This window comes from Streptomyces sparsogenes subsp. cuspidosporus (assembly GCF_039532705.1).
Lineage (GTDB): Bacteria > Actinomycetota > Actinomycetes > Streptomycetales > Streptomycetaceae > Streptomyces > Streptomyces sparsogenes.
The window spans coordinates 247,002-258,353 of record NZ_BAAASD010000002.1 but is presented as its reverse complement, the minus strand read 5'-3'; the positions used below and the strand labels follow the sequence as shown (position 1 = coordinate 258,353).

The window sequence follows — 11,352 nt, the reverse complement described above, 5'->3', positions numbered from 1 at the left end:
CCTTGTCCTCCTCCGTCAGTCGCCGTCGGCTGCTGCGGGCGGCCGGGGCCACGGCCGTGGCCTCCGCCGCCGAATCAGTCGTCGGATCCTCCCCGGCCCGAGCGGCGAGCGGCCCTGCCCGCGCCGACATCGGAACGTCCGCTCAGCCTTTCGAACTCACGCAGGTCCGATTGACCGCGAGCCGATGGCTGGACAACCAGAACCGCACGCAGAACTACCTGCGGTTCGTCGACACCGACCGATTGCTGTACAACTTCCGGGCCAACCACCGGTTGTCCACCCGCGGTGCCGCCACCAACGGTGGCTGGGACGGGCCGTCCTTCCCCTTCCGGTCCCATGTGCAGGGACACTTCCTCACCGCGTGGGCGCAGGTGTACGCCGCGGCGGGCGACACGACCTGCCGGGACAAGGCCGCCTATATGGTGGCGGAGTTGGCCAAGTGCCAGGCCAACAACGGCGCAGCCGGGTTCGGCAACGGGTATCTGGCCGGCTTCCCCGAGTCCGACTTCACCGCTCTCGAGGCGGGAACGCTGTCCAACGGCAACGTGCCGTACTACGTCATCCACAAGATCCTGGCCGGCCTGCTGGACGTATGGCGCCTCATGGGCAGTACCCAAGCCCGTGACGTGCTGCTGAACCTGGCGGGGTGGGTCGACCGGCGGACCGGCCGGCTGAGCGGCCAGCAGATGCAGTCGGTGTTGCGGACGGAGTTCGGTGGTATGAACGCCGTGCTGTCCGACATCTACCAGCAGACCGGCGACCCGCGATGGCTTGCCACCGCTCAGCGGTTCGACCACGGCGCGGTGTTCGACCCGCTGGCAGCCAACCAGGACCGGCTGAACGGACTGCACGCCAACACGCAGGTGCCCAAGTGGATCGGCGCCGTCCGGGAGTACAAGGCCACCGGCGCCACCCGCTACCGGGACATCGCCGCCAACGCCTGGAACATCTGCGTCAACGCGCACACCTACATCATCGGCGGCAACAGCCAGGCGGAGCACTTCCGCCCCCCGAACGCGATCGCCGCCTACCTGAACCGCGACACGTGCGAAAGCTGCAACACGTACAACATGCTCACACTCACCCGCGAGCTGTTCACGCTGGACCCCACCCGCGCCGCCCTGTTCGACTACTACGAACGGGCGTGGCTGAACCAGATGATCGGCCAGCAGAACCCGGCGGACGCCCACGGCCACGTCACCTACTTCACCCCGCTCAACCCGGGGGGCCGACGTGGCGTGGGGCCGGCGTGGGGCGGTGGCACCTGGAGCACCGACTACGACAGCTTCTGGTGCTGCCAGGGCACCGGCCTGGAAATGCACACCAAGCTGATGGACTCCGTCTACTTCCACAGCGACACCACGCTGATCGTGAACCTGTTCGTGCCCTCGGTGCTCGCCTGGTCGCAGCGGGGGATCACGGTCACCCAGACCACGTCGTACCCGGTCAGTGACACCACGACCCTCCAGGTCACCGGCAACGTCAGCGGCAGCTGGCCGATGCGCATCCGTATCCCGGGCTGGACCACCGGGGCCACCATCAGCGTCAACGGCGCTCAGCAGAACATCACCACGACGCCCGGCAGCTACGCCACCTTGACCCGTTCCTGGACCTCCGGCGACACGGTCACCGTCCGCCTGCCCATGCGGATCGTCATGCGGGCGGCCAACGACAACGCGGGCGTCGCCGCGGTCACCTACGGACCGGTGGTGCTGTCCGGCAACTACGGCAACGCCTCGCTCAGCTCCCTCCCGACGCTGAACACGTCCTCGATCACACGGACCAGCGGCAGCTCGCTCGCCTTCACGGCCACCGCCAACGGCTCCGCCGTCAACCTGGGCCCGTTCCACGACGCGCACGGCCACAACTACACCGTCTACTGGAACGTCACCGCTTGAGGCCAACCCTCTGGACACGCGGTTCTTGATGCTCGGGCAACTCCGCGAGACCCCGCCGCCACCCGGCCCACACCCGCTCGCAAACTCTTGCGCAAGCATTGCAGCGGTGTTACGTTCAACCACGCTTCCGGCCCGGCGCCGAGGGCCCGGTGACCCCGGGTTCCACGCGCCCGGCGCCCGGGTCGGCGGCGCCCACGAGCGAGGCTTCGGGGCTGACACTGTGACCCCGCCACCCGATCAGGGCAGGCCCCGAAGCCTCGAGCAGGGTCGGGCTACGCGCCGCCGTGGTGGCGCCGCGCCACCTGCGCGGTGGAGTCCCGCACGACGAGTTCCGGCTGGAACACGAACTCGGTGCGCTGCACCGGGGTTCCGCCGATCTCTTCCAGGAGCGCTCCCACCGCGGCGGTCGCCATCGCCTGCACGGGCTGGCGCACCGTGGTCAACGGCGGATCGGTGAACGGGATGAGGGGCGAGTCGTCGAAACCGATCACCGAGATGTCCCGCGGCACGTCGAGGCCGCGTTCCCGCACCGCTCTGATGACGCCGAGTGCCATCGGGTCACTGCCGCAGACGATGCCGGTGCAGCCCGCCTCCACCAGGGCGCCGCCGGCGGCGTGCCCGCCCTCGACGGTGAACAGGGTGCGCTGGATGAGCTTCTCGGCCTCGGGACGGCCTACCCCGAGCATGGTGTGCAGGGCCGCGACGAAACCCTCCGCCTTGCGCCGGGAGGGCACGAACCGGGTCGGGCCGATGGCCAGGCCGATGCGCTCGTGCCCCAGGTCGACGAGGTGGCGTACGGCCATCCGCGCGGCGGAGCGGTCGTCGGGCGACACGAAGGGCGCGTTGATCTGCTCGTTGAAGCCGTTGATGAGGACGAACGGCACCTTCCGCTCGGCGAGCCGCGCGTAACGGACGGTGTCCGCCGTGGTGTCCGCGTGCAGGCCGGACAGGAACACGATGCCGTTGACACCCCGCTCCTCCAACTGCTCGACCAGTTCGTCCTCGGTCGAGCCACCCGGCATCTGCGTGCACAGCACGGGGGTATAGCCGTACCCGGCGAGCACCTGCTCGATGACCTGCGCGAACGCCGGGAAGATCGGGTTCGTGAGCTCAGGGATGATCAACCCGATCAGCCCGGCGCTGCGCTGGCGCAGCCGCAGCGGGCGTTCGTACCCGAGGACGTCGAGTGCGGCGAGCACCTTCTGCCGGGTGGCGGCCGCCACCCCTGGTTTGCCGTTGAGGACGCGGCTCGCGGTGGCCTCGCTGACGCCTGCCTGCGTCGCGATGTCCAGGAGCCGCAGGGTGCCGCCGTCGGCACCCCGCGGCGTCAGCGGCTTCACGCCTCCCACCAGACCGCGCCGTCCGCGGGCAGCTCGACCTCGCCTCCGTGCACGGCGGTCGGGGCGCTCGACAGCAGCACCCGCCCGGGGGCCGGGATCCGCACGGGCTCGCCCGTGGTGTTGACGGTGCACACGAAGTCCCTGGTGGCCGAGGTGCGCCGGAAGGCCAGTACGCCTTCGGGGACGTCGTCGAGCCAGGCGACCTCCGAGCCGGCGCCGAGGGCCGGGTGCTCACGGCGCACGGCCAGTGCGTGGCGGTACAGCTCGAGGGTCGAGTCCGGGTCGCCGGTCTGGGCCTCGACGCTGAGCGCGCCCCAGTCCGGGGGCTGCGGGAGCCAGCTGCCGCCGTCCCCGAACCCGAACGAGGTGCCGTCGGCGGTCCACGGGATCGGCACCCGGCAGCCGTCACGCAGCCCGTCCTGGCCGTTCTCCCGGAAGAAGGACGGGTCCTGACGCACCTCGTCGGGCAGGTCGGTGACCTCGGGGAGGCCGAGTTCCTCGCCCTGGTAGACGTACGCGGATCCGGGCAGCGCCAGCATGAGCAGCGCGGCGGCGCGGGCACGGCGCAGGCCCTGGCCGGGGCCCTGCTCGGCGAACCGGGTGGTGTGCCGTACGACGTCGTGGTTGGACAGCACCCAGGTGGTCGGCGCGCCGACCGGGCGCATCGCGTCCAGCGACACGTCGATGGCCGCGCGCAGCGCGCCGGCGTCCCAGCCGGTGTTCAGGTAGTGGAAGTTGAACGCCTGGTGCAGCTCGTCGGGGCGCAGGTAGAGCGCGGTGCGCTCCGCGGTGGGGGTCCACGCCTCGGCGACGCCGACGCGTTCCCCGGGGTATTCGTCCAGGACCTTGCGCCACGAGCGGTAGATCTCGTGCACACCGTCCTGGTCGAAGAACGGCAGGGCCTGGTTGCCGAGCAGCCGGAGCTGTTCGGCGTGGCCCATGTCGGGCAGGCCCGCGGCCTTGACGAGGCCGTGGGCGACGTCGATACGGAACCCGTCGACACCCATGTCGAGCCAGAAGCGCAGGATGGAGCGGAACTCGTCGGCGACCGCCGGGTGGTCCCAGTTGAAGTCGGGCTGCTCGGGCGCGAACAGATGCAGGTACCAGTCGCCGGGGGTGCCGTCCGGGTTTTCGGTGCGGGTCCAGGCGGGCCCGCCGAAGATGGACTCCCAGTCGTTCGGCGGGAGCTCCCCCCGCTCCCCCTTGCCGGGCCGGAAGTGGAACCGATCGCGCAGCGGTGAGCCGGGGCCCTCGGTGAGCGCCCGCTGGAACCAGTCGTGCTGGTCGGAGCAGTGGTTGGGCACGATGTCGACGATGACGCGCAGGCCCAGTCGGTGGGCGTCGCGGATCAGGCCGTCGGCGTCGTGCAGGGTGCCGAACATCGGGTCGATGGCGCGGTAGTCGGCGACGTCGTACCCGGCGTCGGCCTGCGGCGAGGCGTAGAAGGGGCTGAGCCACACGGCGTCCACGCCCAGCTCACGCAGGTACGGCAGCCGGGAGCGGATGCCCGCCAGATCGCCCATGCCGTCGCCGTTTCCGTCGGCGAAGCTTCGGGGGTAGACCTGATAGATCACCGCTTCTCGCCACCAGCCCGGCCTTTCCTCCGGAATGGCGGCTTCCGTGCCTGTGGTGGGTTCAGCGAGGTGCTGAGTCATATCTTCCCTGAAGGTGATGAGGGGGGAACGGATCCGGACCGGTCGACGCGGTTCGGTGGGTCATGACTTGGTGGCCCCGGCGGTCAGGCCGGAGACCAGGTGACGCTGGACCAGCCCGAAGATCACCGCTGCGGGGGCGGCGATGATGACGGCGGCGGCGGTCAGCGAGCCCCAGTCGCTCGTGTACTGGTTGACGAAGGTCTGCAGGCCCCCGGAGAGCGTCAGGTTCTCCTCGCCGGTCATGAAGGCGGAGGCGTAGGCCACTTCCGCCCAGCCGGTGATGAAGGTGTAGAACGCGGTCACCGCGAGGCCCGGCTTGGCCAGCGGCAGGATCAGGCGCCAGAAGGTGCCGAAGGGGTTGAGGCCGTCGACCCGTCCGGCCTCGTCGATCTCGACGGGGATGCCGTCGAAGTAGCCCTTCATCATCCAGGCGCAGAACGGCACGGCCACCGTGAGATAGGTGACGACCAGTCCGACGGGCTGGTTGAGCAGGCCCAGCTTCGCCAGGAGGTTGTACAGCGGCACGATGAGGACCGCGACGGGGAACATCTGGGTGATCAGCAGCAGCCACATCAGCGGCCGCATCCCGGGAAACCTGAACCGGCTGACCGCGTATCCGGTGGTCGCGGAGATGAAGACGCCGATGACGGTGGACAGGCCGACCACGACCAGCGAGTTCTGCAGCCAGGAGGGGAAGTTGGTGTCGTTGATGACATGGCTGTAGTTGCCGAGGGTGAAGTCCTTGACGAGCGAGGTGTCGAACGCGTCGGTCTTCGGCTTGAAGGAGGTGACCAGCAGCCACAGGGGCGGGAACACCGCGATGACGGAGGCGATGATCAGCGACACGTGCAGGGCGACGGAGGCGAGCCTGCCGCGCTCCCCGCGCCGGCGCGGGGCCTTGGCGGTCCTGCGGGTGTCGGGCGCCCTGCGGCTGTCGGCGGTCTTGCGGGTGTCCGCGGTCGTTGCGTTCACCAGGAGTCTCCCTGCTTGCGAAGGGCACGGCGGTAGCCCACCGCGAAGAGCGCCAGGAGGAGCAGGATCACCACGCCCCAGGCTGCCGAACTCGCGTAGTCGCGGGGGCTGATGACGAAGGAGAGCCGGTAGGCGTACGTCACCAGGATCTCGGTCGCGTCCCCGGGGCCGCCCCGGGTGAGCAGGAAGATCACCGGGAACATGTTGAACGTCCAGATGGCGCTGAGCAGCACCACCGTGCTGGACACCGACCTCAGCCCCGGCAGGGTGATGTTGCGGAACCGCTGCCAGGGCCCGGCGCCGTCCATCTCCGCCGCCTCGTACAGCTCCGCCGGAATGGACTGGAGCCCGCCGAGCGTGGCGACCAGCATGAAGGGGACGCCGAGCCAGACGTTGACCGCGATGACGGACACCTTGGCCCACGTCGGGTCGTTCAGCCAGGAGATCCCGTCGAAGCCCCCGCCCTCGAGCAGCTTGTTGAACAGGCCGCTGCGCTCGTTGAACAGCAGCCGCCAGGTGAAGACGGAGACGAAGGCGGGCACCGCCCACGGCAGGACCAGCGCCGTGCGGTAGAAGGCGCGGCCCTTGATCTTGCGGTTGAGCATGTTCGCCAGGGCGAGACCGAGCGTGAACGAGAGCGCCACGCAGGTCACGGTCCACACCACGGTCCAGCCGAGCCGGTCCCAGAAGACGCTGTCGGTGAGGATCGCCTTGTAGTTGTCCAGGCCCACGAACTTGTAGGTGGCGGGGATGTGGTTGACGCCGATGTTCCGTTCGACGTTGGCCTCATTGGCGTCCGTGAACGACAGATAGGCTCCGCGGGCCAGGGGGTAGCCGATGATGACGCCGATCACGATCACCACGGGGGCGACCATGCTCCAGGCGTACCAGTGGGTGCCCAGTGCCCTGCGTATCCGTCCCGGGTTCCTCTCGCCGCCGCGGCCGCGGCCGCGGGCGCTCATGGCGCCCGCGGCCTTCGCCGCCGGCCGGCTGGTGTCGACAGCCATGGGGCGGTCCGTCCTTCCCGTGCCTACTTGTAGTCCTTGAGGAGCTTGCGGAAGGCGTCACCCGTGGCCTTGGCGGCGTTCTCCGGGCTGGTGTCACCCGAGAGCACCTTGGCCATCTGCAGCCGGATCGGCTCGAAGAGGGCGTTGCCCTGGGCGATCCACGGCCTCTGGACGGCCTTGTCGACGGCGGGCTTGAAGAACTTCACCATCTCGTTGTCCGCGACGGCCGGGACGTCGTAGACCGACTTCCGGGTGGGCAGCAGGCTGATCTTCTCGGTCGTCTCCTGCTGGACCTTCGCCGAGCTCATGTACTTGACGAACTCGTAGGAGGCGTCGAGGTTCTTGGAGCCGGCGTAGACGGAGAGGTCCCAGCCACCCTGCGGGGAGGCCTGCCTGACGCTGCCGGCCGGGACCGGGGCGACGCCGAGGTTCTCCTTGTCCTTGAACTGGGCACCCGAGGAGACGTCCTCGATCGCCCACGGGCCGTTGATCATCATGGCGACCTTGCCGGACTTGAAGGCGTTCTCCATGTTGTTCCAGCCGTCCGAGGCGTCGGTGATGGCCGCCTTGGAGTCGAGCAGGTCCTTCATGGCCGCGTACGCCTTGACGCCGGGCTGGTCGTCGACCTTGATCGTCTTGTTCTTCGCGTCGACCAGGTCGCCGCCCTCGCCGTACAGGTAGGGCAGGAACCAGTACGGGTCGTCGCCGCGCAGGTAGAAGCCGGTCTTGCCGGACTTCTTCCTGATCTTCGCGGAGACGTCCTTGAGTTCGTCCAGGGAGGTCGGGACCTTCGCCCCGGCGTCCTTGAGCATCTTCTTGTTGTAGAAGAGCGCGAGGGTGTCCGTCACCTGCGGGACCGCGTAGGTCTTGCCGTTGAACTTGGTGCTTCCGGCCGCGGTCGGCAGGTAGTCGTCCGCCTTGTCGAGCGCGGGCGTGCCGTCCAGCGGAGCCAGGTAGCCGAGGTTCGCGAAGTCGGCGACCCAGGCGACCTCGGTACGCATCACGTCGGGGGCGCCGGCGTTGCCGCCCGCGGCGTTCTTGAACTTGGCGTTGGCTTCGCCGAACGGGACGTTGACGTAGTTGACCTTGACGTTCGGGTGCTCCTTCTCGAAGCCCTCGGCGAGCGCCTTGTACGTGGCCTTCTCCGCCTCGTTGGAGGTGTCCCAGAAGGTGACGGTGCCAGAGAGCCCCTTGCCGCTCTTGGAGCCGTTGTTTCCGCCGTCGCTGTCCCCACCGCATGCCGCAGCTGTCATGGTCAGGGCCGCGACCAGCGCGGTGGCCGCTATGCCACGCCGCATGTCAACTCCTTCACCTCGTCCTGGCCGCTCCCTCGCGGCGCCGGGTTGGCAGGAACGTAACAGGATTGAAAGACGCCCGAAAGACCTTGCGCGATATTTCTGCAAGAATCCGGTGTCCGTCTCGGACCAGGCAGGAGCCGCCACACACCACTGCAACGGCTTTCACGCGGAGCGCTCCGGGCGCCTCCCCTCGCGCTGGTGGGCATCCTCAGCCCGTAGCCGGTACAGTCCATTCCCATGACCGCGCGGCTCGCCGACATAGCAGCCCAGGCGGGGGTCAGTGAAGCCACAGTCAGCCGCGTGCTCAACGGCAAGCCCGGCGTGGCCACCGGCACCCGCGAATCCGTCCTGGCCGCCCTGGACGTGCTCGGGTACGAGCGTCCCGTGCGACTGAGGACCCGTAGCGCGGGCCTGGTCGGCCTGATCACCCCCGAGCTGGACAACCCCATCTTCCCCGCGCTCGCCCAGGTCATCGGGCAGGCCCTGACCCGCCAGGGCTATACCCCCGTCCTGGCCACCCAGATGCCCGGCGGCTCCACCGAGGACGAACTCACCGAGATGCTGGTGGACCGGAACGTATCGGGCATCATCTACGTCTCCGGTCTGCACGCCGACACGACGGCGGACACCCACCGCTACGACCAGCTGCGCCTGCAGGGAATGCCGTTCGTGCTCCTCAACGGCTTCTCGCCCAGGATCAAGGCACCGTTCGTCTCGACCGACGACCGTGCCGCCACGCAGTTGGCCGTGACACATCTGGCCTCGCTCGGCCACACCAGGATCGGACTCGCGGTCGGGCCGCGCCGGTTCGTGCCGGTGCAGCGCAAGATCGAGGGCTTCCGGACGGGGATGCACGAGCGGCTCGGCCTCGCCCCCGAGAAGAGCGAAGAGCTGATCCAGCACTCCCTCTACACGATGGAGGGCGGACAAGCCGCGGCGACGACGCTGCTCGCCCAGGGGTGCACGGCGATCGTGTGCGCCAGCGACATGATGGCGCTCGGCGCGATCCGGGCCGCCCGCCAGGCCGGCCTGCGGGTACCCCAGGACGTGTCGGTGGTCGGCTTCGACGACTCCCCGCTCATAGCGTTCACCGATCCCCCACTGACCACCATCCGGCAGCCGGTGCAGGCCATGGGCCAGGCCGCGGTGCGGGCGGTGCTCGAGGAGATCGGCGGCACGCCCGCCCCCCACACCGAGTTCGTCTTCATGCCGGAGCTGGTGGTGCGGGGATCCACGACGGCCGCACCCGACGCACAGCAGACGACCACGCGCCGGGACTGACCCCGCCAGGTCGCCGCCCGGGGGGCACCGCCGTGCCCCGGGCGCGGGACCGCCCGGTGCGACGGGCCGGGCGGCCCTTGTCGTCGATCGCCGCCCCCGCCGGCGGTCAGGGACCGCCGGCGGGAAGGGCGGTCAGCCGCGCCATGTGTCGTTCAGCGTGACCGCGCCGCTGGACGGGACGGTGGCCGTGCGATGGGAACCGCCCTCCCAGATGACGTTGTCGCGGGCGTCCTTGCGGATGTACTTGTACTCGAACGAGGTGCCCGCGGGCAGGGACACATCGAGCTTCCAGACGGGGTAGCCCGCCGGGTCCAGTTTGAGGGCCTTGGAGGGGTTCCAGCCGCCGAGGGCGGAGGTGCTGCCGACGACGTGGATGTTCTCGCCCCACTGGGTGTTGGCGTTGACGTTGAAGGAGGCCCCGGTGGTCGCCGGGTCGGGGTTGGAGGTGTCGCAGCTCTTCGCCCCCACGTGCAGGGCGAGGGCCGAGTCGGCACCCAGGGTCGCGGTGAACCGTCCGTTGGAGTCGACCTTGACACCCTTGCCGCTCTGCACGTCGCAGTAGTCGCCGGCGGGCAGGGAGGTCTGGAAGGTGCGGGTCAGCGTGGCGCCCTCGTGGTTGATGACGACGTACGCCTTGTCACCGCGGCCGAAGGCGATCTGGTTGCCGCCGTTGTCCCACCAGTCGGTCACGGCGGTGCCGGCGGCCGTGTTGCGGAACTCGACCATGCCGGCGATCTCCCGCCAGGCGTGCTGGCACTTCCAGCCGTCGGAGTAACAGGCGTTCACCTGGCCGTTGTTCGGGCCGCCGGCGTCCTTGTCGCTGAACTCGTAGCCTGAGTGCACGTCGGGCGAGCCGTAGGGCCAGGCCAGCATGAAGACGTGGGCGAGGGTGTAGTCGGCGCCGTTCTTGTAGGTGAGACTGCCGCCGTTGCGCTCGGTGTCGTGGTTGTCGACGAACACCGACGCCTTGTCGGAGCGGACGTACCCCCACGCTTCTCCGAAGTTCTTCAGCTCCGCGAGCTTCTCACTGGTGAAGACCCGCTTGAGGTCGTAGGCGTAGTGGAACTCCTGCACGTCGCCCGTGTTGTAGAACTCGGGCGGCTGGACCGCCTCCCCGGAGGCGCCGATCGTCTCCTGCTTCCAGTAGACGCCGGAGTTGGTGAGCCGGGACTTGATGTTGGCGAGGTCGTCCTCGGGGATGTGCTTGGCCGCGTCGACGCGGAAGCCGTCGACCCCGAGAGAGAGCAGGTCGTTCAGGTAACCGGCGATGGTCCTGCGGACGTACTCCTCGCCGGTGTCGAGGTCGGGCAGGCCGCCCATCTCGCAGTGCTGGACGTTCCAGCGGTCCGCGTAGTTGCTGATGTTGCTCGTGCAGTCGTCCATGTCACCGGCGGAGTAGGTGCCGGGGTAGTCGTACTTGCTGAAGGGCGAGCCGGCGGTGCCCGTGCCGGAGGCGTTCGCCATGTGGTTGATCACGGTGTCCGCCACCACTTTGACACCCGCCGCGTGACAGGTGTCCACCATGCTCTTGAAGGCCGAGCGGTCGCCCAGTTTGGTGCCGATCCTGTAACTGACGGGCTGGTAGGCGGTCCACCAGGACGTGCCCTGGATGTGTTCGTTGGGCGGGGACACCTGGACGTACCCGTACCCGTCGGGGCCCAGCTCGTCCGTGCAGGCCTTCGCGACGGACGCGAAGTTCCATTCGAACATCACCGCGGTGACGTCCCTGCCGCCGGGCGCGCTCGCCTGCGCCGGCGTCGGTGCCGTGACGGCCACAGCGGCTCCCGCCAGGGCGGCGAGTGCAGCGGCCACGGTCTTTATGGCCATGATTGCTCCAGTGTGGAAGTGGGGGGGGTACCAGAGGTCAGCCTCGATCGACCACGCGCCCTGTCGGAGAAGGC

7 protein-coding genes and 1 pseudogene are annotated in these 11,352 nt (G+C 69.1%); 2 read left to right on the top strand and 6 right to left on the bottom strand.

Features of this window, described 5'->3' with window-relative positions; all coding sequences use genetic code 11:
* Window positions 1–2: 2 nt before the first annotated feature.
* Window positions 3–1,892, top strand: a pseudogene (locus ABFY07_RS03670) (glycoside hydrolase family 127 protein); the annotation flags it as partial.
* A 278-nt stretch (window positions 1,893–2,170) separates the two neighbouring features.
* Here ABFY07_RS03670 and ABFY07_RS03665 read toward each other — a convergent pair.
* Genes ABFY07_RS03665 through ABFY07_RS03645 form a run of 5 tightly spaced genes read right to left on the bottom strand, consistent with a single transcriptional unit; the run spans window position 2,171 to window position 8,170 of the window.
* Window positions 2,171–3,247, bottom strand: coding sequence for a LacI family DNA-binding transcriptional regulator (locus ABFY07_RS03665; protein ID WP_346173024.1), 1,077 nt, complete (start codon window positions 3,245–3,247; stop codon window positions 2,171–2,173).
* Window positions 3,235–4,893, bottom strand: a complete 1,659-nt coding sequence (locus ABFY07_RS03660; RefSeq protein ID WP_346173023.1) for a glycoside hydrolase family 13 protein — start codon at window positions 4,891–4,893, stop codon at window positions 3,235–3,237. Before ABFY07_RS03660 ends, ABFY07_RS03665 begins: the two co-directional genes overlap by 13 nt.
* 60 nt (window positions 4,894–4,953) lie before the next feature.
* On the bottom strand, window positions 4,954–5,865 hold the full coding sequence (locus tag ABFY07_RS03655; protein WP_428836848.1) for a sugar ABC transporter permease: 912 nt from the start codon (window positions 5,863–5,865) through the stop codon (window positions 4,954–4,956).
* Window positions 5,862–6,872 (bottom strand): carbohydrate ABC transporter permease, encoded by a 1,011-nt coding sequence (locus ABFY07_RS03650; RefSeq protein WP_346173022.1) that lies wholly within the window; start codon window positions 6,870–6,872, stop codon window positions 5,862–5,864. The genes ABFY07_RS03655 and ABFY07_RS03650 overlap by 4 nt, the downstream gene beginning before the upstream one ends.
* Before the next feature lie 23 nt (window positions 6,873–6,895).
* Window positions 6,896–8,170 carry an extracellular solute-binding protein gene (locus ABFY07_RS03645; protein ID WP_346173021.1) on the bottom strand — a complete coding sequence of 425 codons (1,275 nt, stop codon included), beginning with the start codon at window positions 8,168–8,170 and terminating at the stop codon, window positions 6,896–6,898.
* Between the two features lie 237 nt (window positions 8,171–8,407).
* Between ABFY07_RS03645 and ABFY07_RS03640 the strand changes: the two genes are divergently transcribed.
* A complete protein-coding gene (locus ABFY07_RS03640; protein ID WP_346173020.1) occupies window positions 8,408–9,451 on the top strand; it encodes a LacI family DNA-binding transcriptional regulator in 1,044 nt (347 codons plus the stop codon).
* A 132-nt stretch (window positions 9,452–9,583) separates the two neighbouring features.
* Here the strand turns inward: ABFY07_RS03640 and ABFY07_RS03635 are convergent, their stop codons facing one another.
* Window positions 9,584–11,278 carry a carbohydrate-binding module family 20 domain-containing protein gene (locus ABFY07_RS03635; RefSeq protein ID WP_346173019.1) on the bottom strand — a complete coding sequence of 565 codons (1,695 nt, stop codon included), beginning with the start codon at window positions 11,276–11,278 and terminating at the stop codon, window positions 9,584–9,586.
* Window positions 11,279–11,352: the final 74 nt, after the last annotated feature.

Bases quoted from the DNA above. Each gene is read 5' to 3' on its own strand.
- ABFY07_RS03635 (WP_346173019.1), bottom strand. From the start codon at position 11,278: ATGGCCATAAAGACCGTGGCCGCTGCACTCGCCGCCCTGGCGGGAGCC.
- ABFY07_RS03660 (WP_346173023.1), bottom strand. From the start codon at position 4,893: ATGACTCAGCACCTCGCTGAACCCACCACAGGCACGGAAGCCGCCATT.
- ABFY07_RS03645 (WP_346173021.1), bottom strand. From the start codon at position 8,170: ATGCGGCGTGGCATAGCGGCCACCGCGCTGGTCGCGGCCCTGACCATG.
- ABFY07_RS03650 (WP_346173022.1), bottom strand. From the start codon at position 6,872: ATGGCTGTCGACACCAGCCGGCCGGCGGCGAAGGCCGCGGGCGCCATG.
- ABFY07_RS03640 (WP_346173020.1), top strand. From the start codon at position 8,408: ATGACCGCGCGGCTCGCCGACATAGCAGCCCAGGCGGGGGTCAGTGAA.